This is a genomic window from Cytobacillus oceanisediminis, assembly GCF_004366035.1.
GTDB lineage: Bacteria > Bacillota > Bacilli > Bacillales > Cytobacillaceae > Cytobacillus > Cytobacillus oceanisediminis_C.
Map to the genome: position 1 here is coordinate 296,143 of NZ_SOEE01000003.1, position 26,348 is coordinate 322,490.

Annotated in this window: 25 protein-coding genes; 16 read left to right on the plus strand and 9 right to left on the minus strand. The window is 41.9% G+C overall.

Annotation, left to right across the window (positions count from 1 at the left end; translation table 11 throughout):
* The first annotated feature begins 128 nt into the window (after positions 1 to 128).
* The 6 genes from ald (at position 129) to DFO72_RS09755 (ending at position 9,622) form a co-directional block, all read left to right on the plus strand.
* A complete protein-coding gene (gene ald / locus DFO72_RS09730) occupies positions 129 to 1,262 on the plus strand; it encodes an alanine dehydrogenase (RefSeq protein ID WP_113881505.1) in 1,134 nt (377 codons plus the stop codon).
* 63 nt (positions 1,263 to 1,325) lie between these two features.
* Positions 1,326 to 2,687: an aspartate aminotransferase family protein gene (locus tag DFO72_RS09735; RefSeq protein WP_113881506.1), complete on the plus strand. Its 1,362-nt coding sequence runs from the start codon at positions 1,326 to 1,328 to the stop codon at positions 2,685 to 2,687.
* 93 nt (positions 2,688 to 2,780) lie between these two features.
* Positions 2,781 to 4,550, plus strand: coding sequence for a sulfoacetaldehyde acetyltransferase (gene xsc / locus DFO72_RS09740; RefSeq protein WP_113881507.1), 1,770 nt, complete (start codon positions 2,781 to 2,783; stop codon positions 4,548 to 4,550).
* A gap of 304 nt (positions 4,551 to 4,854) precedes the next feature.
* On the plus strand, positions 4,855 to 6,315 hold the full coding sequence (locus tag DFO72_RS09745; RefSeq protein ID WP_113881508.1) for a sodium:solute symporter family protein: 1,461 nt from the start codon (positions 4,855 to 4,857) through the stop codon (positions 6,313 to 6,315).
* Between the two features lie 15 nt (positions 6,316 to 6,330).
* Positions 6,331 to 7,995, plus strand: coding sequence for an amidohydrolase (locus DFO72_RS09750; RefSeq protein WP_113881509.1), 1,665 nt, complete (start codon positions 6,331 to 6,333; stop codon positions 7,993 to 7,995).
* 145 nt (positions 7,996 to 8,140) lie between these two features.
* Entirely contained in the window at positions 8,141 to 9,622 is a 1,482-nt protein-coding gene (locus DFO72_RS09755) for an APC family permease (RefSeq protein ID WP_113881701.1), read from the plus strand.
* Between the two features lie 594 nt (positions 9,623 to 10,216).
* Here the strand turns inward: DFO72_RS09755 and DFO72_RS09760 are convergent.
* The 3 genes from DFO72_RS09760 to DFO72_RS09770 all read right to left on the minus strand — a co-directional run bounded on the left by DFO72_RS09760 (position 10,217) and on the right by DFO72_RS09770 (position 13,253).
* Positions 10,217 to 11,104 (minus strand): selenium metabolism-associated LysR family transcriptional regulator, encoded by an 888-nt coding sequence (locus DFO72_RS09760; protein WP_113881510.1) that lies wholly within the window; start codon positions 11,102 to 11,104, stop codon positions 10,217 to 10,219.
* Positions 11,105 to 11,163: 59 nt separating this feature from the next.
* Entirely contained in the window at positions 11,164 to 12,207 is a 1,044-nt protein-coding gene (locus DFO72_RS09765) for a YeiH family protein (protein ID WP_113881511.1), read from the minus strand.
* 116 nt (positions 12,208 to 12,323) lie between these two features.
* Complete coding sequence (locus DFO72_RS09770) at positions 12,324 to 13,253, minus strand: DMT family transporter (RefSeq protein ID WP_113881512.1); 930 nt, start codon at positions 13,251 to 13,253, stop codon at positions 12,324 to 12,326.
* Positions 13,254 to 13,354: 101 nt separating this feature from the next.
* Here DFO72_RS09770 and DFO72_RS09775 point away from each other — a divergent pair, with 101 nt between their 5' ends.
* The 3 genes from DFO72_RS09775 (at position 13,355) to DFO72_RS09785 (ending at position 16,289) form a co-directional block, all read left to right on the plus strand.
* On the plus strand, positions 13,355 to 14,740 hold the full coding sequence (locus DFO72_RS09775) for a PLP-dependent aminotransferase family protein (RefSeq protein WP_113881513.1): 1,386 nt from the start codon (positions 13,355 to 13,357) through the stop codon (positions 14,738 to 14,740).
* Between the two features lie 203 nt (positions 14,741 to 14,943).
* Positions 14,944 to 15,738 carry an extracellular solute-binding protein gene (locus tag DFO72_RS09780; protein WP_113881514.1) on the plus strand — a complete coding sequence of 265 codons (795 nt, stop codon included), beginning with the start codon at positions 14,944 to 14,946 and terminating at the stop codon, positions 15,736 to 15,738.
* A 116-nt stretch (positions 15,739 to 15,854) separates the two neighbouring features.
* Positions 15,855 to 16,289, plus strand: a complete 435-nt coding sequence (locus DFO72_RS09785; protein WP_113881515.1) for a hypothetical protein — start codon at positions 15,855 to 15,857, stop codon at positions 16,287 to 16,289.
* A 49-nt stretch (positions 16,290 to 16,338) separates the two neighbouring features.
* Here the strand turns inward: DFO72_RS09785 and DFO72_RS09790 are convergent, their stop codons facing one another.
* From DFO72_RS09790 to DFO72_RS09800, 3 genes are all read right to left on the minus strand, one after another.
* Positions 16,339 to 17,088, minus strand: coding sequence for an anti-sigma factor (locus DFO72_RS09790; RefSeq protein WP_113881516.1), 750 nt, complete (start codon positions 17,086 to 17,088; stop codon positions 16,339 to 16,341).
* Entirely contained in the window at positions 17,078 to 17,662 is a 585-nt protein-coding gene (locus tag DFO72_RS09795) for an RNA polymerase sigma factor (protein ID WP_113881517.1), read from the minus strand. The genes DFO72_RS09790 and DFO72_RS09795 overlap by 11 nt, the downstream gene beginning before the upstream one ends.
* A 130-nt stretch (positions 17,663 to 17,792) precedes the next feature.
* Positions 17,793 to 18,302: a COG4315 family predicted lipoprotein gene (locus tag DFO72_RS09800; RefSeq protein WP_113881518.1), complete on the minus strand. Its 510-nt coding sequence runs from the start codon at positions 18,300 to 18,302 to the stop codon at positions 17,793 to 17,795.
* Positions 18,303 to 18,599: 297 nt separating this feature from the next.
* On the opposite strand from DFO72_RS09800, the gene eutH reads away from it, so the two are divergent.
* Complete coding sequence (gene eutH / locus DFO72_RS09805) at positions 18,600 to 19,070, plus strand: ethanolamine utilization protein EutH (protein ID WP_258549809.1); 471 nt, start codon at positions 18,600 to 18,602, stop codon at positions 19,068 to 19,070.
* A gap of 93 nt (positions 19,071 to 19,163) precedes the next feature.
* On the opposite strand, the gene DFO72_RS09810 is transcribed toward eutH, so the two are convergent.
* Entirely contained in the window at positions 19,164 to 20,354 is a 1,191-nt protein-coding gene (locus DFO72_RS09810) for a CynX/NimT family MFS transporter (protein WP_113881702.1), read from the minus strand.
* Between the two features lie 249 nt (positions 20,355 to 20,603).
* The gene (locus DFO72_RS09815; protein WP_113881520.1) at positions 20,604 to 21,110 is read right to left on the minus strand and encodes a PadR family transcriptional regulator; all 507 of its coding nucleotides are present in this window, start codon (positions 21,108 to 21,110) and stop codon (positions 20,604 to 20,606) included.
* Between the two features lie 74 nt (positions 21,111 to 21,184).
* Between DFO72_RS09815 and DFO72_RS09820 the strand changes: the two genes are divergently transcribed.
* The gene (locus DFO72_RS09820) at positions 21,185 to 21,934 is read left to right on the plus strand and encodes an SDR family NAD(P)-dependent oxidoreductase (protein WP_113881521.1); all 750 of its coding nucleotides are present in this window, start codon (positions 21,185 to 21,187) and stop codon (positions 21,932 to 21,934) included.
* A 98-nt stretch (positions 21,935 to 22,032) separates the two neighbouring features.
* Here DFO72_RS09820 and DFO72_RS09825 read toward each other — a convergent pair whose 3' ends face one another.
* Entirely contained in the window at positions 22,033 to 22,767 is a 735-nt protein-coding gene (locus DFO72_RS09825) for an SDR family NAD(P)-dependent oxidoreductase (protein WP_113881522.1), read from the minus strand.
* Between the two features lie 193 nt (positions 22,768 to 22,960).
* Between DFO72_RS09825 and DFO72_RS09830 the strand changes: the two genes are divergently transcribed.
* From DFO72_RS09830 to DFO72_RS09850, 5 genes are all read left to right on the plus strand, one after another.
* On the plus strand, positions 22,961 to 23,545 hold the full coding sequence (locus DFO72_RS09830; protein WP_113881523.1) for a TetR family transcriptional regulator: 585 nt from the start codon (positions 22,961 to 22,963) through the stop codon (positions 23,543 to 23,545).
* A gap of 75 nt (positions 23,546 to 23,620) precedes the next feature.
* On the plus strand, positions 23,621 to 23,956 hold the full coding sequence (locus DFO72_RS09835; RefSeq protein WP_113881524.1) for a DMT family transporter: 336 nt from the start codon (positions 23,621 to 23,623) through the stop codon (positions 23,954 to 23,956).
* Complete coding sequence (locus tag DFO72_RS09840) at positions 23,956 to 24,270, plus strand: DMT family transporter (RefSeq protein ID WP_113881525.1); 315 nt, start codon at positions 23,956 to 23,958, stop codon at positions 24,268 to 24,270. The genes DFO72_RS09835 and DFO72_RS09840 overlap by 1 nt, the downstream gene beginning before the upstream one ends.
* A gap of 131 nt (positions 24,271 to 24,401) precedes the next feature.
* On the plus strand, positions 24,402 to 24,851 hold the full coding sequence (locus DFO72_RS09845) for a MarR family winged helix-turn-helix transcriptional regulator (protein ID WP_113881526.1): 450 nt from the start codon (positions 24,402 to 24,404) through the stop codon (positions 24,849 to 24,851).
* Between the two features lie 69 nt (positions 24,852 to 24,920).
* Positions 24,921 to 26,300, plus strand: coding sequence for an FAD-dependent oxidoreductase (locus DFO72_RS09850; RefSeq protein ID WP_113881527.1), 1,380 nt, complete (start codon positions 24,921 to 24,923; stop codon positions 26,298 to 26,300).
* Positions 26,301 to 26,348: the final 48 nt, after the last annotated feature.

The window sequence follows — 26,348 nt, forward strand, 5'->3', positions numbered from 1 at the left end:
AAAATATTGAAAATGAATAATAGTTGTGTTTTAATACAACTGAGGCTAGTCACACAACAACTGGTACGGACGACATGACGTCATGATGTGAAGGATAATGTTTTTATTTTGCAGGATGGAGTGATGACATGATTATTGGTGTGCCAAAGGAAGTAAAGAATAATGAAAACCGTGTTTCCGTTGTACCAGCAAGTGTTTCTGCATTTACAGATGCCGGTCATATGGTCCTGATTGAGAAAGGTGCAGGTGCAGGGTGCGGAATCTCTGACCAGGAATATGAAAAAGCAGGTGCAACAGTTGTTACAAGTGCAGAAGAGGCCTGGTCTGCGGATATGGTTATGAAGGTTAAGGAGCCGCAGCCAGATGAATACCAATATTTTCGAAAAGGTTTGATTCTCTTTACTTATTTGCATCTGGCAGCGGAACCTGAATTGACAAAGGCTTTGGTCGAAAAAGAGGTTACCTCGGTTGCGTATGAAACCATCCAGCTGGATAACAGGTCGTTGCCTCTCCTAACTCCTATGAGCGAAGTTGCGGGAAGGATGTCTGTCCAGCTAGGAGCTCAATTTCTTGAAAAGATTCATGGCGGGAAAGGAGTCCTATTAGGCGGAGTTCCCGGTGTGAAGCCTGGAAAAGTGGTGATTATCGGCGGTGGAGTGGTAGGGACGAATGCCGCAAAAATGGCAGTTGGCCTCGGTGCAGAAGTTAGTATCATTGACATAAGTGCTGAAAGACTCCGCCAGCTGGACGATCTTTTTTCTGGCAGGGTGAGGACGGTCATGTCAAATCCGTTCAATATCTCCCAGGAAGTAAAACTTGCGGATTTAGTGATAGGGGCTGTTCTCATCCCTGGTGCAAAAGCACCTCAGTTAGTAACCGAAGAAATGGTTATGCAAATGGAAAAGAATTCGGTCATTATTGATGTTGCCATTGATCAGGGCGGTTCAATTGAAACCATCGATCATATTACCTCACATGATTCTCCAACATATATAAAGCATGGTGTTGTGCATTATGCGGTTCCAAACATTCCGGGCGCTGTAGCAAGAACTTCCACCTATGCCCTCGCCAATACTACAGCACCATATGCCTTAATGCTCGCTAATACAGGGATTGAAAATTCTATTGTTAAGTATCCTTTTCTTGAAAAAGGGGTCAATACCATGAATGGAAAGGTCACTCATCAGAGAGTTGCAGAGGCGCATAACTACCCTTATACACCCACCCATGAATTAATAAACAAAATTGCAGCCGCAACATGATTCCCTATTAGAAGAGACACAATGCAAAACTGAATCTTTACTAAATAGAAGGAGGAAAGCAATATGTCTACAGTAGAACTGAATGATAGCAAAAAGTTAACTGATCAGGATCAGGAACACTTATGGCATGCGATGAGCCGGCATACAGAAGGAAGCAGTCCGATGATTGCCAAATCAGGTGAAGGCTCATGGTTTACTGATATGGATGGCAATCGATATTTGGATGGCGTATCCGGTCTTTGGTGTCTGAACCTGGGACATGGACGGAAGGAAATTGCAGAGGCGGCAGCAGAGCAAATGATGCAGCTGTCGTATTTCCCTCTGACATTAAGCCATGCACCAGCCATTAAGTTATCTGCAAAAATTAGTGAATTACTGGGGGATTCATATAAAACATTTTTCTCAAATAGCGGTTCCGAAGCGAATGAAACCGCATTCAAAATTGCGAGGCAATACCACAATCAGAATGGCAATCCTGGTAAATATAAATTTATTTCGCGCTACCGTGCCTATCATGGTTCAACTTTAGGTGCATTAAGTGCTACTGCACAGGCCAACAGGAGAGTGAAATACGATCCTGGCATGCCGGGATTCCTGCATGTTCCGCCTCCTTACAGCTATCGCTGTCCATTTGGCGAGGATGTAAAGGATTGCGATAAAGTCGCAGCTGACATGATTGACCAGGTCATCCAATGGGAAGGGGCCGAAACGGTTGCTGCGGTCATAATGGAGCCTTTCATTTCAGGCGGGGGAGTTATTATCCCATCTCCTGAATATCTGCAGAGGGTAGCACAAATCTGTAAAAAGCATGATATCCTCCTGATTATGGATGAAGTTGTATCCGGATTTGGGCGAACGGGCAAAATGTTTGGATTTATGCATTCGGAGGGTGTTCAGCCTGATATCGTAACGATGGCAAAAGGGTTGACCAGCGGCTATCTGCCGCTTGGTGCTACGGCAGTTCATTCCAGAATTTATGAGAAATTTAAAGAGCAAGGTACAGATAACCATTTCCGCCATGTTTCAACCTATGGGGGACATCCGGCAAGCTGTGCGGTTGCATTGAAAAATATCGAAATCATCGAAAGAGAGAATATTGTCAGCAGGGTAGAGGTGCTGGGTGAAAGCATTTTAAGCAGCTTAAAAGATTTGCAGACTCATAAAAATGTAGGCGAAGTCAGAAGTGCCGGTTTCTTGTATGGTATTGAAATGGTTGAAGACAAGGAAACGAAACAGCCAGCTTCAGATCAATTAATGGCAAAGATCATTGCACTATGTAAAGAAAAAGGCTTGATCATTGGCAGAAACGGTGATACAGTGCCTGGTTTCAATAATGTCCTTATTATAGCTCCGCCGCTTTCATCTACAGAGGAAGATTTAAAATTTGTTGTTAAGACGGTCCAAAGGGCATTTAAGGAAATTTAGATAAAAAAGTTAATCTGGGTCAGAGCTCTTTTTTACAGGGCTCCTATCCATTTAAATATATGGAACATATAAACCGGAAAGGGAGTGCCCGTAATGGCAAAAGCAGAAAAAGAATTAGCAGAAATCAAAACAAAAAAGGTGAAAATGACACCAAGTGAGGCTATTGTAGAAACATTAGTCAAGGAAGGTGTCACACATATTTCCGGGATTTTGGGATCCGCCTTCATGGATCTATTAGACTTGCTTCCAACTGCTGGAATCCGCTTCATCGGCGTACGTCATGAACAAAGCGCAGCCCACATGGAAGATGCCTATACTCGAGTAAGCGGTGTAGCCGGGGTTGTTATTGGCCAGAATGGACCAGGAATCACCAATATGGTAACGTCCGTTGCAGCTGCGAATCAGGCTCACACACCTATGGTCGTCATTTCTCCTTCAGCAGGAACCCCTACAGTCGGATGGGACGGTTTCCAGGAGTGCGACCAGGTTTCAATATTTAAAGCAATTACGAAGGAAACGGTTCGGGTCACACATCCGGGGCGTGTGGCGGATTGCCTGAGGACTGCCTTCAGAATTGCTTACGCGGAGAGAGGTCCAGTGCTCTTTGATATTCCGCGGGACTATTTTTATGGGGAAGTGGAAGATGTAATTCTTGAACCGCATCAGTATCGTGTTGATAATAGGGGCTGCGGATCATTAGAGCAGGTTGACCAGGCCGTGGAATTGCTTGCTTCTGCCAAGAACCCTGTCATCATTTCAGGCAGGGGGGTAGTGGATTCAGATGGAATAGAGGCAGTGAAGGAAATTGCCGACCACTTAACGATTCCTGTAGCTGTTTCATATATGCATAATGATGCTTTTCCGGCAAATGAACCTTTAGCAGTTGGACCTATTGGCTATATGGGGTCAAAAGCAGCTATGAACACATTAAAGGATGCAGATGTGGTGCTGGCTATCGGTACTAGATTATCTGTATTTGGAACATTGCCATGCTATGACATTGATTATTTTCCGAAAAACGCAAAGATTATCCAAATTGATATCAATCCACGCAATATCGCCAGGACCCATCCAGTAGAAATTGGGATCATTGGAGATGCCAAAGCAGCTTCAGTTGAAATCGCAAAACGCCTAAAAGAAAAAGTACCAAATAAGCAATTCAATTCTGAGAGAATGGCAAGAGTGACAAATGAAAAAGAGCAATGGGAAAAAGAACTTGTCGATTTGGCCATGGTGGAAGGAAATCCAATTAATCCGCGCAGGGCGCTCCTGGAGCTTACGAAGGTCCTTCCGGAAAACGCAATTGTTACGACAGATATCGGGAATGTATCTTCTACCGCAAATGCCTATTTAAAGTTCAATTCCGGCCGCCAGCATGTTGCAGCCTTAACATTTGGGAATACAGGTTTTGCCTATCCGTCAGCATTAGGTGCAAAGCTTGCAAATCCAAATAGCCCTGTAGTAGCTATCGTAGGTGATGGAGCATGGGGAATGAGCCTGCATGAAGTAAGTACGGCTGTTGAGGAGAACATACCAGTAGTAGCATGTGTTTTTAATAATAATGCCTGGTGTGCAGAAAAGAAAAACCAAGTAGATTTTTATAATAATCGCTTTGTAGGAGCAGATATCCAGAACCCTGACTTTGCAGAGGTGGCAAGGTCCATGGGGGCACAGGGAATTAGTGTAGATAAACCTGAGGATGTAGGGCCAGCTATTCTCCAGGCAATAGAATCCAATAAACCGACAGTTATTGATATTCAGGTGGATGGCACGCAATTGGCACCTCCTTTCCGTAAAGATGCGTTAAAGATGCCGACTCGTCTTCTGCCGAAATATGCTCACCTTGATCATAAAAACTGGTAGGTAAAATGGAAGGAGCTTAATAGATTTTTGATTAAGCTCCTTTTTAAAGGAAAGCTTACGAGTTTGAATATATCGTTACTGTGCAGATGTTAGAAATTTCCTATGACACGGACCGACCGATATAGTGGAAAAGTGTCCGATAAAAATAAAAAATAACCTATAAATAGTAAAGTTGACCGATAAATTCGAAATCTGACCTGTAATCATAGGAAAGTGACCGATATAGTGGAATTAAATAGAAGATGTGCAACATATTACTGCCAATAATTTACAGAATATTGAGAAAAAATAAAGGGGGCAGTCGATGAGCTGGTATTTTGGATACATTTTGGCTTATTTCATATTCATGTTCGCAATTGGAATCTATTATTTTACAAAAATTAAAACCTCTGACAGTTATTTAATTGCAGGCTGGAATATGGGTTTTTGGAATATTGTCGGCACAATCATCAGCACGAATTGCGGCGCTGCCGTTTTTATTGGCTGGATTGGAATGGGATTCACAATGGGGATATCGGGATTTTTAAAATTTGCTTTACCAGCCATGCTTGTCAGTATGCTCTTGATCTTCTTCTTTAGCCGTCCATTAAGAAGACAGAGGCTGTATACACTAGCGGACCTTTTTAGTGAAAGATTTGGATCAAAAACCGGTATCATTCCATCAGTATTATCTGCTTTCATTTACTCAGTTCCCACTACTGCCCTGCAGATTGTAGGGATGAGTACCGTATTCAGCATTGCTTTTAATATGAACGTGAAAACTGGAATTGTGCTGTCTTTCATTTTGATTCTCGGCTTTACGATTTTGGGCGGCTTAGTAGCGACAATTGTAACGGATGCCATTCAAAGCGTAATTCTGATTGCAGGGATTGTTATGCTTGCATATGCCGCCTTGCAATTTGGCGGAGGCATGGAACACATTCTCAGTAACACGCCGAGAGATTTTTTGACTCCGCTTGGTGCCAATGGGCTTGGGGATGTTCTGCTGTTTGCCCTTTCTGTCGCTCCGTTCTACTTAGTTTGGCAATCCACATGGCAGCGGATCTTTGCTTCCAAGACAGAAGATATTGCCATTAAAGCCGGCTTAACCGGTTATGCCATTACTTTATGTATTTCTGTGCTTCCTTATAGTATAGGAATTATGGCAAGGCAATTTGTGCCAGCCGATATTCACCCAGATTTAATTTTCTCCTATGTAACCGTGGAAATGCTTCCTCCGTATATTGGAGGCATTATTCTGATCGGACTCCTATCAGCACTTATGACGGGTGCAGACTCCTTCATTTTACAAGGAAGCTCTAATATTACTCAGGATTTGTATCACCGGCTATTAAATCCCAATGCTACGGAAAAGCAAATGATGTTTGTTTCCCGCTTGAGTGTAGTGATTATATCGGTATTATCATTGTTAGTCGCCTTTGCATTAACAGATATAGTCAGCATGTATCAATGGGCACTCAGACTGTCAGCAACAACTCTTGTGTTTCCGTTTCTGGCCATTATGTTTTGGAAAAGGACAACGAACACCGCTGTCATTTCCAGCATGCTTCTTGCCTGCTGCACGACCATTCTGTGGCCTCTTCTTCAAACAGGTATAGATCAGACAATACCTGGCTTTATCATATCTTTTTGTTCACTTGTCATAATTAGTCTCTGGACAAAACATTCATCAACAGAAAATGTAAAGGCTGTTTACTGGGAAGACCTTCCTTCAGCAAATAGAAAGATAGACGATATTGATTCAGCAGAAAACAAAGCTGTCTAATAAGGAGGGATAAGGGTGAGTATCCTTATCATAAAAAATGCAAATATCATCACGCTTGATCAACATAATACTAAGGCAAAATCATTGCTTGTCAGAAATGGCATCATCGAAAAAATTTGGGATAAAACCGAACCGGACTATTCGGAAGTTCCAAACAGTCCTGATATTGAGATCAAGGATTTAAAGGGAGCTGCGTTGCTTCCGGGTTTTATTGACACACATAGTCATTTATTAATGTACGGGCAAATGCTGAATTATGTTGATTGCAGATCCCCACGGAATAAAAACATTGGTGATATAAAGGGAGAAATAGCAGAAAGGGCCGGTAAAGCGAAACCTGGGGAATGGATCATGGGGTGGGGTTATGATGATACCCTCCTGGAGGACAAGAGGCATCCGAACAGGTCCGATTTAGACCAAGCAGCCCCGGACAATCCCGTTTTTATCCGGCATATTTCAGGACACTTTGGTGCTGCAAATTCCAAAGCTCTTGAATTGGCTGGAATCGATGAAAGCATTTCAAATCCGCATGGCGGGTACTTTACACGCGATGATAATGGAAGGCTGGATGGTGTCATTCATGAAATTCCTGCCCTGGAATTTATTTTTCCGGTCCTGCCTTCTCCGTCAAGCGATGAACAAATCAAAAATATCGGGAATGCGGCTGAGGTGTACCTTTCTCAGGGGATCACCACATGTACAGATGCCGGTGTGGGTCTTGACAGAGGAATAGAGGAATTAAATGCACATATCGCGGCCATTAATTCAGGAAAGAATCCCATGAATATGCGGCTAATGATCCTGCATCATCTTCTAAGAGAGGGAAGTGCTTTTTCCGGTTATACTGCAGATCAGCTGGATCTTGAATTAAAGAGACGCACTAAAAACAGAGTTTCACTGGATAGTGCCAAATTATTTCAGGATGGATCCATCCAGGGACTTACAGGTGCACTCCGCGAACCTTATCATTGTGATGAATCTGTATATGGTGAGCTGCTGCATGATCAGGATTCATTTGCAGAAGAAATGATGGATCTCCATAATAGAGGATTTAGGATTGCGATTCATGGAAATGGAGATCGGGCAATCGGATCCATCCTTGAGGCTTTCGATTATGTTTTGTCAAAAAGTCCGATGGAGGACCACAGGCATCGAATTGAACATGTACAGACTGCAGGCAGAGAAGACCTTGATGCCATGCAAAGATTGGGTGTAGCTGCTTCGTTTTTCATCAACCATGTTTACTTTTGGGGAGATCGGCACCGCAGAATATTCCTGGGTGAGAAGAGAGCGGCGAGAATTAATCCTTTGGCTGATGCGGTTGACCGCAATTTGCTGTTCACACTGCATTCTGATTGTCCTATTACCCCAATTTCGCCCCTGTTTTCCATATGGGCGGCTGTGAACCGCGTCACTTTAGAAGGTGATGTGCTTGGTAAGAATCAAAAAATTGAAGTTCTGGACGCTTTAAAAGCGATGACATCTTACGGGGCAGCTCTAAACTTCGAAGAAGATTCAGCTGGCACCATTGAAGAAGGAAAAAGAGGAGATTTTGTTGTCCTGGATGCCGATCCTCTTACTTGTCCAGCAATGGAATTAAAAGATATTCCCATATTGGCGACCATAATTTCCGGTAAGGTTGTGTGGGAGAATACAGAAAACGCTTATACTCATTCATAGATAACCGCTATTTAATAAATCCTCAATACTGAAGCAAAAGCTGGGGGTCAGTTTTTTGCTCCAGTTTAAGGATAAGGCATTAGCTCAACAAGATAAAGCAGTCCTTAATAGATTTGAGAGAAGCCTTAATAATGGAGGGGAAAACATGGAAGAAAGGGTACAGCTTGAAAAAACGTTTAAGCCGCAATGGGTGTGGGCGATCGCGCTTGGTTCTGCCATTGGCTGGGGAGCCTTTATTCTGCCGGCTGAATGGCTGGGGAAAGCAGGGCCGATTGGTGCGGTGATCGGGTTAATCATTGGTGCTTTATTAATGATGGTGATTGCTGTCAGTTATGGGGTTTTAATTGAAAAGTATCCTGTTTCCGGCGGAGAATTTGCTTATGCATATATCGGGTTTGGGAGGAATCATGCTTTTATTTGCGGATGGTTTCTTACTCTTGGTTATATTTGTATTGTCGCCCTGAATGCATCTGCATTGGCCCTGCTCGGAAAGTTTATGCTTCCCTCGCTGACAAACATCGGTTTGTTATATGAAATAGGCGGCTGGCAGGTTTATCTGGGAGAAGTAGTGATTGCGACTGCAGCACTCCTGATCTTTGCCTATTTTAATATAAAGGGTGCTTCCATTTCTGGCAGTCTCCAATATATATTCTGTATTATCCTTGTTGCCGGTGTGTTTCTGCTCACCTTAAGTATGTTATTAAGTCCATCCTCAGATCTGTCAAATCTTCAGCCTTTTTTTAAGCCCGAGATACCTGCCCTTACTGGAATCATCGCAATCATCGCTATTGCTCCATGGGCATATGTTGGTTTTGATAACATCCCGCAGGCTGCTGAAGAGTTTAATTTTCCTCCTAAGAAGGCATTCATGCTTATCATATATTCCTTAATTGTAGCTTGTATCTTATACTCTTTCATGATTATTGCCACAGCAGTGGCAATGCCATGGCAAAACCTGGTTGCCGGTAAGCCGATTTGGGGAACTGGTGATGTCATCTCTGATACTTTAGGTGCTTTCGGAGTGCTTCTGCTCGCAATCTCCCTTTGTATGGGTGTATTCACCGGGCTTAACGGATTCTATGTATCTTCCAGCCGTTTATTGTTTGCGATGGGGAGAGCTAAAGTAGTTCCTAAAGCATTTTCCAGGCTTCACCCAAAGCATGGCACCCCATATATAGGAGTTTTGTTCACATGTGCCCTGTGCCTGTTTGCTCCATGGTTTGGGCGTCCCGTCCTATTATGGATTGTTGACATGTCAGCAACAGGGGTAACTATTGCCTATTTTTATACTTGTTACACAGCCTATAAGCTATTCAGCTGGACAGAAGCAGCCGATGGAAGAATGGTCTCACCCGGCAAAAAACTGGTTGCTCTGATCGGTGCACTAAGCGGACTTTCATTTTTGGGATTGCTGCTCGTTCCTGCGTCTCCATCAGCACTTGGAGCACCTTCACTGATCGCCTTAATCGTTTGGGCAGTATTAGGATTAGCTTTCTATCTATATAAAAGGAAAGAATACAATCAAATACCTAAAAGCACACTTGATTATTATATTTTAGGCAATACAGAGACAAATGGGACGGAGGATAAGACTGATAGCCAGGTTAGTATAAAAATAGATGCTTAATAACATACTGACAGCACCTGAGAAGTTCCGATAATGTATGGAAATACTATTGAACATGGATAAATCTATTAAACTGCTGTATCAAATTAACAGGGAATTGAAGGTTTAGCAAAAATAGAGCTGGATTTTCATTTCTAGTTCGGGGACGGGGCGGATTTAGACAGGAGAGACCCGGAAAAAGCCAGTTTGTGTCCGAAGACGGGGCAGGTTCAGACAGGGAGACCCGGAAAAAGCCAGTTTGCGTCGGAGGAAGGGGCGGGTTCAGACAGGAGTACTAAGAATTGGCCTGCTTGTCTGAAAATGGAGCAGTGGAACAGGCAGATCCGCATCAATCCAACTCTTGTCCAATAAATGGGATATTACGAAAAAGCCGCAATTAAATACAAGGCTGATATCTTAATGAACATATAGTTATCATGATGAATAGGTTTTTCCGCCTGCTGCTCCTCATAGCCCAAAGCTCAATTAATAATAACTTTAACAGGAATAATTAGAGCCCCAATCATTATGTGATTGGGGCTCTTTGTTATTTATAAAGTTTATCACAAAAAACAGCCTGCAGCTCTGTGTCCTACTATCATCTTGCCACCGTCTTTATTGTTTTGATGATATAAATTCCATCAGTTTCCTGCTGGTATGTTTCAGGGCCTCCTCATGATAAATCATGTAAAAGTCCCGCTGCATTGTAATTCCGTCTATATTTAATTGCTTTAAAGTCCCGAGCCGAAGTTCTTTTTTTACAGCAGACTTTGAGATGATGGAAATTCCTAATCCTGCCTCTACGCAGGATTTAATGGCTTCGGTGTGTTTCAGTTCCATAATGACATTCAGTTTGGATGGATCTACATGGCACTTTCTAAAGGAATCCTCCATCACTTGCCTTGTTCCAGATCCTTTTTCACGGATAATAATAGGAACTGACAGCAGCTCCTCGATGGTTATATTGTTCGTTTTAATGAATTGATTGTCAGGAGAAGCTATGATAATCAACTCATCTTTGGCGAAAGGAACTTGTTTTAGGGCTGGGTAGGAGAGCATGGATTCAATGAACCCTAAATTGATTTCATGATTTAACAGCTTCTCAACGATATGCCTGGAGTTATATACATTTAAATGGAGGCTGACTTTTGGATAGAGACTCGAAAAGTCGGCTAATAAAAAGGGGAGGACATGCTCCCCGATAGTTAGGCTGGCTCCGACTTTTAAGTCCCCATGTACACTTCCCTTAAGTTCTTCAAGTTCATTTTCAGTTTCATTCATTAAAGCTATCAGCTTTTTGACTTTATGATAGAGGATTTCGCCTGCAGGAGTCAGAGAAATTTTTTTAGTTGTCCGTTCAAAGAGCTGACAATCCCACTGTTCTTCGAGTTGTTTGATTTGAAGGCTGACACTTGATTGAGAGAGGTGAAGATCCTTTGCAGTCTGGGAAAAACTTTTATTATTTGCGGTGACATAAAATACTTTTAAATAGTCGAGGTTCATACGTATTCTCCTTCAATCCTGTAACTTCCCTCTATCTATTGTAATCGATTAGAGGACATTTAAAAAATTTTATATAGTAAGAGAAGCAGAGGCGTTATGGCAAGAAGGCCCAGAAAGCCTGCTATGGCAACTGCTACTGGTTTAAAGCCTACTTTCACAAAATCTTTCCATTTAATATTAAGCCCAAGCCCTGCCATTCCCATTGCGAGGAGGTAGGTGCTAAGCAATAAGAAGATGCTGATGATGCTGCCGGGTATGGAGAAAAGAGTATTAATCAGGCTGGTAAGCAGAAAACCAAAAATAAACCACGGGATTGGCAGCTTCCCTATATTCCGGCTTTTGCTGCTGTTTTTTCTGCTGTAAACAAAACTGATAATAAGGGCAACTGGTATCAGCAATAATACTCTTCCTAGTTTAACCAGTATGGCAGAGTCACTGCTGGCATCTCCGCCTGGAACACCTGCCGCCACTACATGGGCAAGTTCGTGCAGTGTTGCCCCGGCTAATACACCATATTCCTGATCGCTAATAGGCAGCAAGGGAAATAAAACAATATACAAAATGGCCCCAATGGTCCCTAAAACGGCTATGCATGAAACTGCAACAGCGGTTTGCTCTTCCTTGCTTTTGACAATAGGAGAAATCGCAATAATGGCTGCCGCTCCGCAAATAGCAGTGCCAGCAGCAAGTAAAGCTGACAATTTCTTATTGATTCTAAACGCTTTGCCCAAAAGCAGGATGAAGCTCATGGTAAAGACGATGACCACAACATCGATGATTATGATTGAAAAACCAGCAGATATAATTTCCTGCAAATTTAACCTAAAGCCCAGTAAAATAATCCCTGCCCGAAGCAAAACCTTGCTTGAGAACTGAATTCCTGAATGAGCGTCCGCAGGTACAGATAGCGTATTTCCCCAAATGCCTCCCATCAGAATGGAGAGGATCATGATTCCGAGAATGGAGAAAAAGGGAAGATTGGCAATTTGGCCAGCCAGAACCGCAAGGAGGAGGGTCAGCAATAATCCTTTCGCAAACCCGATAGCCTTTTGTTTTTTTTTAGGTTCTTCTATTACATATTCTTGAATTTTTTGTGCTTCCACAGAAAGTTCCCCTTTCGTTCATTTGATACCTTAACCGTATCATAGGAAAGGGAAACCGCTTCACCGATTGTTTAATAAGGCTTATTGGATTTCTTAATGATTCAAAATGGTATGACTTAAGCCCCTTTTTGCTGCAAAATAATGACTTCCTCTTCTTTTTCTTTCATTGATAGGAATAGTACTCCTGAAATAATCAGAACACCACCGAGCAATTGATAGCTTCCGAAGGTTTCTTTTAGCCACAGGAAGGATATCAAAGCTGCCACAAGCGGCTCAATACTGGATAAAAGACTGGTTTCTGTGGGGGAAAGATACTTCAGACTTCCTATATAGAACAAAAAGGAGAGGGTGCTGATCACAATAATGGCAATTAACATAGATAATGTACCAATATTAAGGGCTCCTGCCATGTCGGCAAAGCTGAATGATGGCATCAGCAAATATAGGACAATTCCGCCGAGCAGCATTCCCCAGCCTATGATAGTCATCGTTCCCCAGGTCTTAATGAGGGAAACAGGCTGCAATGTATAAAAGGCAAATCCAAGCGCCGTTAAAATCCCGATCCATAAAGCCTTATCTGATAAGAGAATTTGGTCCAGAGATCCATTTGTAATTAGCAGAAAAATTCCTGAAAGAGCGGTGACAATGGCCAGCAAATGGATCGTGGATGGCCATCTTCTGGACTCAATGGCCACATAAATCGTGATCAGCACCGGACCTGCGAATTGAAACAGGGTTGCTGTAACGGCATTGCTCACCTGAATGGTTTCAATAAAACCATATTGCCCTCCAAGCATCCCCAAAACAGCAAAAAGAAGAAGCTGTATCCAGTGGCGGGGATGTTTCCATATCGCAAATATATTTACTTTCCGGCATGATAAAAAAATGAGTGTGAAAATGCCTGCCGCAATCAATCTGATAACTAAATAATCGCTTGATGATAAGTGGGTTTCCTGAAAAAACCACTGCAGCATCGGGCCAGATAATCCCCACAAGGAAGCTCCGCTTATAATCATGGCCAGTCCCAGCTTGCGTGAATTGCTCATGTTGTGTGTCTCCTTACTATATTTGTAATTATCAAGTATTATAGATAATAACTGGTGTTGTTAGAAGGGTCAGATTTTTATTATTGAAAGGGGCCAGATTAATGTCCGAGTTAACGCCGAATCTAGATTTTACAAGCGGTGAGCCACTTTATGTGCAATTATATAAATATATTAAAAACGAAATTAAGACAGGCAATCTGGCGGTAATGACAAAGCTCCCTTCCAAAAGGAAATTTGCCAGATATCTTCAGGTCAGTGAGAACACAATTGAATCTGCATATGAGCAGCTTATAGCTGAAGGATACATCGAATCGAAGGCGCGTAAAGGATATTTTGTCTGTGAAGTGGAACAATACCATTTTTCTTCAGAAAATGAAGTGCCTCTCGCCGAAGAAAAGCAGCATTTAGAGGGTAAGTACATGTATCATTTTACTCATTCAGGGGTGGATATCAGGACGTTCCCATTTTCTGTATTTCGGAAATTAACCAATCAAGTCCTGACAAAGGATAATGGCGAGGTTCTTATGCTTGGCCATCCACAAGGCGAGCTGAAATTGCGGAACCAGATCGCGGGGTATCTGTATAAATCCAGGGGGGTAAATTGTTCCCCAATCCAAATCATTCTTGGTTCAGGAACACAATATCTAATGAAAACGTTATTGCAGCTGCTGGATGGAAGTATTTTTGCTGTCGAAAATCCGGGATATCACCGTAAGCTCGTCATCTTTGAAAAAGGAATGGATAATGTGAGGGACATTCCTCTGGATAAAGATGGACTTGTTTTATCCAAGCTGAAAAAGTCAGGAGCAAACATCGTCTTTGTCACTCCATCACACCAATTCCCTTGCGGAATGATTATGCCTATTGCCAGAAGGATGCAGCTATTAAAATGGGCAAAGGAAAACCCTGGCCGTTATATCATTGAAGATGATTATGACAGTGAATTCCGCTACACGGGCAAGCCGATTCCGGCCCTGCAGGGATTGGATAAGGATGAAAAAGTAATTTATATGGGCACATTCTCGAAAGCCCTGCTTCCCTCTCTAAGGATTAGTTATATGGTCCTCCCAAGACCTTTGCTGAAGATTTATCAGGAAAATTATTTCTTTTATGCGCAAACTGTTTCCCGGACAGATCAGGAGATTTTGATTAAATTTATTCAGGAGGAATACTGGGATAAGCATATCCAGAAAATGAGGGTCGTTTATCGAAAGAAAAGAGATATCCTAATTGCTGCCATATCGAAGTATTTTCCACCAGGTTCTGAAGTAATCGGACAGGACTCAGGTTTGCACATATTGCTTCGGCCGAATAATGCAATGAATGAACAGCAGCTGATCAGGAAAGCCTTAGAGGCAGGAATAAAAATTTATCCTGTATCTCAATTTGGAGAAAATGACGGTCACACCGTATTGCTTGGTTTTGCCTTACTATCTGAAGAAGAGTTATTTGAAGCAATAAGGGTATTGGCCAGGGCATGGTATTGAATGAAATGAATAACCTTGTAAACCTGAGAAGTGGTGATCTAGCATGCGCAGCTAGTCCAGAACCATACTGTGAAGAATATTTGAAGGATTCTAAAGTAGTTATTAATGCTCATTTTACCAAGTAAAGCGAACTGTTTGTCCATTCAGTACGTTTCCATTTATAACAGGCGTTAGCCTGAAAAAATAGATGGAGGTTTTCTTGAATGAAAAAGTTTCCTATTCTGATGGTATGTCTATTTTTTTTGGCAGGTGCAGCGGGTTTCACAGCATATTCGAATTCTGGAGAGCAGGCAAATTCTTCAGTTGAAGCCTCACAGGCAGAAGCTGTTCAAGTTTATGGTCCAGGAGGTCCTTTGGGCCCGATAAAGGAGGCTGCAGAAAAGTTTTCAGTGGAAACAGGAATCAGGGTGAACGTTACTGCTGGACCTGAATCCAATTGGATTCAGCAGGCAAAGGAGAATGCGGACATCATTTATGGCGGTTCAGAGTATATGATGCAAAACTTTGTGTTTAACCATCCTGGAATGATAGACGAAAAATCACGAACAGAACTGTATCCTCGTGCTGCTGGTATTCTGGTGAGAAAAGGAAACCCCCAAAAAATAGAGTCGCTTGAGGATTTAGCAAAGCCAGGAGTTAATATAGTGGATGTTAACGGTGCTGGCCAGCTTGGCCTTTGGGAAGACCTGGCAGGAAGTAAGGGGCTGATCGCTGGTTTAAATCAAAACATTGATATTTCAGTCAAAACCAGTGCTGAAGCCATTGATCTTTGGAAAACAAATTCAAAGCTGGATGCATGGATCACATATGAGTCCTGGCATTATCGCTTAAGAGATGAAACGGAATTAATTGAATTGCCTGATGAGGAAAAGATATACAGAGGAACACCCATTGCTATTGTCAAAGCGTCGCAGAATAAAAAAGAGGCAAAAAAATTTATAAAATATCTGCAAACTGAATCATCCCATAAGATTTTCCAAAAATGGGGATGGAAGTAGGATGCGAATCTTCAATTAAAGATGACTATATTTTTATCGAAAAACAACAGTCTGTGACTTCTTATCCAGTTTGAGGATTCAAAGTAGAGGGAATGAAATGGGCGAGGAGGGTTCAAGTGAAAAAAATACTTCTATATATATCAATAGTAATGGTCGTTATAATGGCAGCTGGCTGCAATTCAAATGGAGAGAATAAGACACAGGAAAATTCAAAAGCGAACAATTCAGACGGAGAAATGGCTGATGAGCTTTTAAATGGCAGTGATGAGGTAATGGCAGTTCTGGATGATTTACAAGCTAATTTGGAAAATAAGGATGAAAACTCGGAACTGATACAAAAAACAGGCAAAGACCTTGAGGAAAACTGGGATGAGATGGAGAAGAAAGTGGAGGAGAATTTTCCCGAAGACTATGAAAGGATTGAAGAAAGCTTATATCCGCTAATTAGTGAATCTCAAAAAGATCAGGGTGACTCAGCAAAAATGAAGGTACTGGTTACCCAAACAAAGGAAAAATTAGAGTCCTTTAATGAGAAATTAGCTAAAGAGTAATGAGTTCAAACCTGCCCTAAATACTTTTGGGCAGGTTTATTTCTTCATGTTAGGTCCCCAGCACTTTTTGCCCTTGCGGCTGAGTGTTAAATGGATTAGGTTCCAATGTAATCCCAATATCTTCAAACGAATATTCTGGAGGCAGGCGGTAGGTGATAAGTCCGCTGCCGTTTTGATCAGGTATCAAAGTGCCAGCACTTTGCCGGTTTCCGTTTTTTAACAGCCATACTTGGTAAACCTCATTACCCTTCGTAATAGGCATATTGTTCAAAGCAATGACTAGACTTGTTTCCGTGCCTTCCTGAAGAAGGTATGCGCTGCCGGTAGCAGAAGCAGCTAAGCTTTGCCCTGTTAAGGAATAAGTCGTAACAATTTGTGTCGGATCAGCAGCTTTATTCTCTAATGACTTAATCGTATCTTTCAATTGAAGGCTGTTCCAATAAAACCCAATTAAACAAATGATTAAAATAGCTGTTACAGCAGTGGATATGGGTGAAAAGTGCCTTTTGGCAACTGATAAAATTCGTTCTTTAAAGCTAATCGGTTCGGCTTCTATTTTTTCTTCGTGTTTAAGAAATTTATTTTCTTCAAAGACAAAATCCATCACTTGTGACTTCAATGATTCCGGTACTTCTGTTTCTTCTACATCATAAGAAAGCATTTGCCATGTTTCTTGTATAGATTTCAGTTCCTGCTGGCATTTTGCGCATTTTAGCAGATGGTCTTCAAACTGTTTTTTATCATGATTTGTAAGTTCATTTATAATATATAAAGATAAATTATCACATTTATTCCCCATGCCGAACACCTCCTATTTTCCCGTTGAAATTATTCCGCAGTTTTTTTAAGGCCTGATGCAGGCGGCTTTTAATCGTACCCAGCGGCTTTTGTTCAAGTTCTGCAATTTCACTTAAGGAGTAGCCTTCCCAATATAATAAGTTGATCAGGCGCTGCTGAGGTTCAGAGAGATGTCGTTTTGCTTCTTGAATCTGCTGTTTTAGCAGATTTCTTGTAACTTGCTGCTGGACATCATCAGCTTGAAGGCCTTGCATTTGCTGCCATTCTTCAAGCTCCAATTGGACCGTTCCTTTATATTTTTGTTCTTTACGGATGAGATCTATGGAAATGTTTCGAGTTATGGTGAGCAGCCAGTTCACAAACTGTCCTTGGGATGGATTATAGGTGCTTTTTGTCGTCCAAAGCCGAAGGAATACCTGCTGAACAATTTCTTTCGTTTTTTCCTTATCTCCCTTGGTTATTTTTATGGAGAAGCTGTAAATAAGTTTTACATATCGGTCATACAGCTCTTCAAGTGCTGGCCGGTGATTTTGAACAATTAATTCTATTAGTTCTTCATCTGACTTGGACTTCATTGACTGAAATCTCTCCCTTGTTAAACGAAATTATTTAGTATAGATCTTAACATAGATTGGCGGGGAAATTTGATAGGGGAGGAAAAAGAACTGCCGATAAACCAGGCAGTTCCTTCAGTAACAACATGCATTATTGTGTAAATTTCGTTCCGCTGTTTACAATAAACCAAACATCTTTGACGCCTTGTCCTTTTACATCACCAGATGCTCCGTCCTTTACGAAGTAGTAAAGCGGATAGCCCTTGTAGGTCGTTTGTTTCTCACCAGTGTCAGCACGAGTAATCGTTCCGAAGTCTTCTTTATTAAATCCTTCCGGAACGGCAAGGTCTTCAGTGTAGAAAGCAGGCCAGTTTTCAAGGCAATCTCCACTGCAATTTGATGTATTAGGCTGATCTTTTGCAAAGTAGTAAAGTGCCCTGCCTTCAGCATCTGCAAGATAATTGCCAATTTCCTCATTTTCCATCAGCTGAAGTTCTGTATCCGATTCTGCAAGATCTTTTTCTGTCTCGTTGTTTACCGCTGTTGTTGCTTCTTGTGCTTGTTCCTTTGCACTTGTGCTTTCTGGTTTTTCCTGAGAGCTGCATCCTGCAAGAATAATCCCTGCTAAAAGGAATGTGTAAAAATGAACTGTTGTTTTCATAATTAATCCCTCCGTTTTTTTCTTATCAAATACAGGTAACGCAGGGAAGACTTAAAAGGTTTGATATAAATTAAAATTTTTTGAATTTCTTCTAACAGGGGCTGAGTCGACAACCTTCAATTTGAAATTGATAAGCGAAACATTTCATTATTGTTTATATACATTAAGACGGGAATATTGGTTAACTTTACAAGCCTTGCAACTTACTTTTCCTGACAAAATGGCAGAAACAGTTATCTAAATGGATTTATAAAAAACTGAATAATAAAATTATTCTGCCGTTTTGCTGCCCATTGCATTGGGTTCTCAAAAATCATTGAGGTTGTATTAATATCAGGCTTAGTCATTGTGATTTTCCAAACCCTAAAAGGAGTAGAAGTTTTTAAGAACTTAGTTCCTATTCATGAGAGCTTTAAAACCATCGGGGATATTACCATTATACTTGCCGGTGCATTTCCATTGGTCTTCTTTCTGCAGCATGTGCTGAAAAAGCCATTTGAAAAAGCAGGCAATAAAATTGGCCTCACGCATCAATCTCTAGTCGGATTATTATCATCATTGGCCTGCCATGTTCCCGATGTTCTCAAAGTTCGACCTTTTGATGCGAGGGGGAAAGTCATCAATACAGCTTTTGCAGTAAGCGGTTCCTTTGTGATGGGGAGTCATCTGGACTTCGTTGCTCCTGTAGTCAAAAGCCTCATTGTTCCAGTGATTTTTGGAAAGCTGACTGCTGGAATTTTAGCCGAATTTATATTTTGTTATGAATGATTAGGTTAGGGATAACAGTATTTTACCCCCTAATATACTGACTGAAAGTAAAACAGCAGCCGGTTCTAATGGACCCGGCTGCTGTTTTATGATTTATGCAATTGTCGAAGCTGTCTTCTTCTGTTTATGGTGCTTATCCTGCAGAACAAATTGAGCTCGGCCTGCCCCAATTCCGGAAATAGTAAAGATGGCAGTAATGACCATAAGGAAGATCAGTGGAACGGTCCAGGTGTGGAACAGGTCATAAAGTGAGCCGATGAGTATCGGTCCTGCCGCGGCAAGCAGGTAGCCGACGGATTGTGCCATTCCTGAAAGACTGGCTGCCTGTTTGGCATTTTCAGCACGAAGGCCGATCAGGGTTAAGGAATGACTGATTGCAGCCCCAAGTCCAATCCCGAGGAGAACGATACTGATGTTAGAGATGATGGCATTGACATTCATCAGGAGCCCCGTTATGCCGGTGAAAGTAAAAATGCCGATGCCAAGAGCAATCCCCTTTTGGTTAGGCAGCCGATCGGCAAGAACCGGAATAATAAAATTAACAGGAAGTCCTGAAAACTGGAAAACCGTTACCATCCATCCAGCGGCGGCTATTTCCCGTCCCTGGCTATGAAGAATTTCGGGGAGCCAGGTGGTGGTGCTGAAATAGACCATTGACTGCAATCCCATAAACAGTGTGACCTGCCAGGCGATGGGTGAAGACCAGATAGAACCCTTTGGTGCAGAGCCTTTAGGTACTCCCGTTTTTTTCTTTCGCAATCTGATCTGAGGAAGCCAGACAATAATGGCGATAAGTATTAAGATGGTCCATATGCCAAGAGAAAGCCTCCATCCCAGGCCAAGGTCTTCTGCAATCGGGATACTGAACCCTGGTGCAAGACCTGCACAGACCCCCATTGAAAATGTATAAATGCCTGTAAGCAGGCCAACCTTCTGCGGAAACTTTTCTTTGACCATTCCAGGAAGAAGCACATTGCAAAGACCTACGCCTAACCCTATTAAAATAGTTCCTATGTACAAAGGCGGAAGCATTCCCAAAGAACGGGCCGCAATGCCGGCTCCCAAAATAGTCAAACCCAAAAGAATGCTCCATTCACTTCCAAGCTTTTGTGCAATCCTCGGAACAAAAGGAGAGAGCAGGGCGAAGGCAACGAGCGGAAGGGTAGTCAGAAGGCCTGCAGCACTATTGGAAATTCCCGTTTCATCCCTGATTGCTCCGATCAATGGCCCAACTGATGTAATCGCAGGGCGTAAATTAAAAGCCACAAAAATTATGCCGGCCATCAGGAAAAAGGTTTTTGAATCAAATTTTGCTGAACTTCTCAACTAAAGACACTCCTTAAAGGTATTTCAAACATCTTTCGCATTACTAAAAGACAATATTCAGAATAGTATAATTGTTTTCAGGCTAAAAGTACATAGCTTTTAAGCAAAATAGCAATATTTTTACAGTTTATTAGAGAGGGTAAACATGAGGAAACAGCCGGATATATAAATATAAAAAGCAAGGGGAGGCCCCCCTTACTTCTATTTTTAAACTGATTCTAATTCATCGAGAATTTTAGTAAGCCAATTCATATAAAACTCATTTAATCCTTTATAATGCTCCTGGATCAGGTTCGGAATGGCGTCTTGGTACTCATGCTTCACTTCACTTTCTGCCTTCAGCTCGGAGATCCAGGATGTAATATGCTCTGCTGCTGCAGGGACTTCGGGTGATTCGATAAATAATAGGGCTGGATAAAGGGAGCGCGGTTCAGGCATCCGCTTTTTAAACACTTCAATGATCTCTTCTGAAAGCTGATTTTTTCCTTCTTCAGTAATTTGGTAGACAGTACGGCTTGGCCGGTTATTCACCTGTTCCTGCTTTTCCGCCTGGATCCATTTATGCTTTTCGAGTTTGCGGATGGCGTGATATAAATTGCCGTCCGTAACTGGGAATAGCTGATCCCATTTGTGTTCTAAAATGACTTTTTTCATTTCATATGGATGATATTCTTTCTCTTTTAAAAGACCGAGAATTACGATTTGCATGGACATAGCAGCAGCTCCTTTTAATAATTACTTTGCGCAAAGTAATTAATGATTTATAATAAAGATGAGGAGGAGATCATATGAATCTAAAGGACAAAGTTGCATTAATTACTGGCGGTGCCGGCGGCATTGGCAAGGGGATAGCCACAGCCATGCTGAAACATGGCGCTAAAGTCGTGATTGCAGATATCAACCGGGAAGCCGGAGAAGCGGCTGTACAGAAATTAAGCCAGTTTGGATCGATTTATTTTATTGAAAAAGACATATCCCGCAAGGAAAATGCCGTAGAGCTTGTGCAGGAGACAATCTCACAGTATGGAAAATTGGACATCCTTGTCAACAACGCCCATGTTTCCAGACAGATGCCATTTGTGAATACGACACTGGAAGACTTTGAATTATCCTTTAATACAGGATTTTACCCTACTGTCCATTTAATGCAAGCCTCATACGAGCAGCTTAAGAAAAATAAAGGATACGTGATTAACTTTGCTTCAGGTGCCGGTATTTCGGGCCAGGTTAACCAGGCTTCCTATGGATCTGCAAAAGAAGCGATTCGCGGTTTGACGCGAACCGTTGCAAATGAGTGGGCTAAGGATCAGATTAATGTAAATTTAATCTCACCAATTGCTTATACTGAAGGCGTGAAAAATTGGAGTGAGAACTTCCCTGATCAATATGAGCAGGTACTCAATGGAATTCCGCTTGGCCGCATGGGAGATCCTGAAAAGGATATTGGGGAAGCGGCGGTATTCTTAAGCAGCGAAAGCAGTTCCTACATTACCGGGCAGACAATAATGGTAGATGGGGGAACGCAAATGTTAACTTAAACAAAGAAACTGTCCGCTTGGACAGTTTCTTTGTTTAGGATAGGCTTATCTGCTCTGAAAGTTAGATAACTGTCTAGCTTAATGAGCCTTCCGCTTTTCTATTGTGCGGAAAATCCGCCGTCAATAACTAATTCTGCTCCTGTAATATATGAAGAATCATCTGAAGCAAGGAACAATACAGCGCGTGCCACGTCATCAGCTTCCCCAAGTCTTTGGAGCGGAGTGGCCTGAATTAATCTTTGCAGCACTTCACTGGATTCTGACAGGTTTTCTGTCATTGGCGTTTTAATAACACCAGGGAAGACGGCATTAACCCTGATGCCGAAACGGCCATACTGTGTGCTTGCCGCTCTGGATATGGCTCTGACAGCCCCTTTTGAAGCAGTGTACGTGTTTGTCCCCATTCCAACCATGGCTGTGTAGCTTGAAATATTCACAATAGCACCGCTTTGCTGTTTGACCATCTGCGGCAATACATGCTTCATTCCTGCAAATGGCCCGAAACCATTAATGCGCATCATGAGATCCCAATCTTCAATGGTCACCTCATCCATATGCTTCTCACTTGAAATGCCGGCATTATTAATAAGAACATCGATTCTTCCATGATCGGCAACGATTTCTTCCACTGCCTTTTTCCAATCATCCTCTGACATGACATTCAGCAATTTGCCTTCCACTGAATCATTTTGGCTGACAACGTCCAGGAGCTCTTTTTTAATGTCAGCTGCAATAACATAAGCGCCTTCTTCAACTAAAAGCTCAGTCATTCGTTTTCCCATTCCGGATGCTCCGCCAGTAACCAATACAATTTTATTATCGAATTTACCCATTATATTTCCCCCTTAATTTATCTATTTATAAATCGTTTACAAATCAAGTATAATCAATAATATACTTTGTGCAAAGTAATTAGTTTTGGAAAAATACCAAGTTTTAAGGGACTTTTCATTATTCTTGATAGAAAGGGAAAGGATTGGTATAATGAATGACAGTCAGTCACTTATGGAGGAGGAGGAGATATCCATGCAGGATCGGCCAGATGATAAATACAGTAGAATACTGAACGCTGCTATAGAGGTTATTTCTGATAAAGGCCTTGAAAAATCCTCCGTATCAGAGATCGTAAAGAAAGCAGGCATCGCCCAGGGAACGTTCTATTTATATTTTTCTTCAAAAAGTGATTTGGTTCCTGCGATCGCCAATTCACTTCTCACCAAAATACTGGATCGGATGAAGAGGAAGGTGCAGGGAGCTGAAAGCTTCTGGAGTACGTTAGATGCCGTCATTGATGTGACATTTAAGGTTACAGATGATCATAAAGATATCATAGTACTTGTATACTCAGGACTTGCTGTCAACCATTCCCTTGAAAAATGGGAAGAGGTTTACCGGCCATATTACGAATGGCTTGAGATAGAAATCAGCAAGGCAGTTCAAAAAGAAGAAATTTATGCAGACATTAATGTAAAGTGGACCTCAAGGACCATTATTAACCTTATCGAAAATGCTGCTGAAAGATATTATATTGGCGGCGAGCAGGATGAGTCCCTGACTGTTTATAAAGATGAGCTTTTTAAATTTATCAGGAAATCATTAATCACTGACTAAAATTATTGGACCGCTTCCAATAATTTTTCTTTAAAGAAAAAATGACTGACTGTCATTCATGGGAGTTGAGAGAAAATGAAATGGATGTTAGTATTTGCAGCCGGCATCCTGGAAGTGATGTGGGCTTCAGGTTTAAAATATGCAGATTCAATTCTGGATTGGACGATTACCACTGTGCTGATAGCAGCAAGTTTCATGCTATTGATCCGCTCATATAAGGTAATTCCTGTTGCTGCTGCTTATACTGTATTCGTCGGGATTGGAACTGTAGGCACTTATATTTTAGGTGTGATAATGGGGGAGCCTTTTTCGGTAAATCAAGTATTCTTTCTGATGATATTATTGACTGGGATCATTGGCATGAAGACATTTACGAAACAGGAAAACACTGAAGCGAGAGGTGAATCATAATGGCTTGGGGATTATTGGTCCTGGCGGGGATCGAAGAAGTGATCGCTACAATTGCCATGAAATACATGGATGGAACGAGAAAGAAATGGCCAATCGTTGTTATGGTAGTTGGTTTTATTTTCTCTTTTTTCTGTTTATCCATGGCCATGCAAAGGATTCCAGCAGGTGTGGCCTATGCTATTTGGACAGGAGTGGGGAGTATTGGCATTACGCTGGCTGGTTTGTTTTGGTTTAAAGAAAAATTTGGATATAAGCAATTTATATCCCTGGCATTCATCTTAGTTGGAGTTATTGGGCTGGGGATGACGTCTTAAGGACTATTAAACTATGATAATATGGGAAGCAGACTTGAAATATGCTGGTCTGCTTTTTTTGGTAAAAAAATTTAAAAAATAGTTGCAAACTACAAATAACAAAACTATAATATAACCAAGAGGTGAAAATAATGGAAAATCTTCGCAGTTTGTTTCAAGTAATGACGCGCCGTTTTGGCTTACTCAATAAAAATTGCTGCAGTGTCGGCGGATGCGATATTTCCCTCATTCAAAGCCATATTCTTTATGAGATTGACAATCAGCATAACCCGTCCATGCAGCAGATTGCAGATACGTTAGGGACGGATATTACTACTTTCAGCAGGCAGGTTCAATCTTTGGTGAAGATGAAGTTAGTTAAGAAAACGCCGGATCCTGCTGATAAGAGAATCAGTATCCTTTCGTTGACTGCTGAAGGCAAATACATTGCAGGTTCAATAGATCAGCAGATGAATTCATTTTTACATGAGGTTTTTTCACAAATGAATGAGTTTGAAAAAGAAACAGTCATCCGCTCAATTCATTTGTTAAATAATGCAATGGCAAAGTCCAGTGCATGCTGCAAGCCAATTCAGGGGTAAAACCCCTGGGTATAATACTTGTATTATGCAAGTAAAATCAATCGAATTTTTGAGAAAAGAGGAGAGAGCATGAATAATCAGAATGAACTTTTTATTGCCAAAGGCTGTTGCACGGCTAAGAAAAACTTGTCAGAAAAGGCTTCACAAAGCAAGGATGAAGGAAGAGAGTTGCCTGTGGCTATAATTGGCGCCGGACCGGTTGGACTGGCAGCTGCTGCACACCTGTCAAGCAGGGGGCAGTCATTTATTCTGCTGGAGTCGGGGGAGCAAGCAGGAGCCAATATTAAAAGCTGGGGACATATTCGGTTATTCTCACCATGGAGATACAATATTGATAAAGCGGCTGCCAGGTTATTAAGCGCCAATGGCTGGGTACAGCCGCAGCTGGAAGCTTTGCCTACAGGGGAGGAGCTTGTTGAACACTATCTAAAGCCGCTGTCCAGGTTACCTGAAATAAAGCCTTTTATTCACTTAAATACGAAAGTTTTGTCAGTGGGCAGAAAAGACACCGATAAAATGAAAACTGCAAACCGGGAAAATACTCCCTTTGTTATCCATGCTGAACAGAATGGCGAGTACAAGACATACGAATCAAAAGCAGTCATTGATGCTGCAGGCATCTGGGGAAATCCAAATCCAGCTTCGTCAAGCGGTATTTGGCTGGCTGAAGAACAGCAGCTGAAGGAAAAAATATTTTATGGAATACCCGATATATTAGGGAGTGAGCAGCAGCGGTATAGGAATAAACGGATAGCAGTTGTCGGGGGAGGCCATTCAGCCATTAATGCCTTGCTGGATTTAGCCGCATTGAAAGAGTCTTATCCCGAAACAGATATTCTCTGGATTATGAGAAGAAATCAGGTTGAGGATGCCTACGGAGGAGAAGAAAGGGATGCGCTGGAAGCACGCGGCCGCCTCGGAAGCAGAATCCATCAATTGGTTGATAACGGGCAAGTGATGGCCATTACTCCATTTCGTATCCAGCTGGTCAAAAAGTCAGAAACGGGAATTGAGTTAATAGGCAGTCAAAATGGCAAGCATAGCAGCCTGGATGGAATCGATGAAATGATTGTCAATACAGGAAGCCGTCCGGATTTTTCAATCATAAGTGAACTTCGAACTTCCATTGATTCTTCAACTGAAAGCGTAGATGCATTAGCACCATTAATTGATCCTAATATTCATAGCTGCGGTACGGTTCGCCCGCATGGAGAAAAGGAGTTAAGACAGCCTGAGAAGAATTTATATATCGTGGGTTCAAAAAGTTATGGCCGTGCTCCAACCTTCTTAATGGCGACAGGCTATGAGCAGGTTAGGTCAGTGGCAGCTTATTTAAGCGGTGATTTCGCCGCTGCTGAAAAAGTGGAGCTCGATTTGCCGGAAACGGGTGTTTGCAGCGTTAATCTAAAAAGTTCCTGTGATGAACCTGCATCTTCTTGCTGCAATTAATTAAGGGGAGGGTATTTCTTCCCCTCATGACGAATTTATAGGTGATGA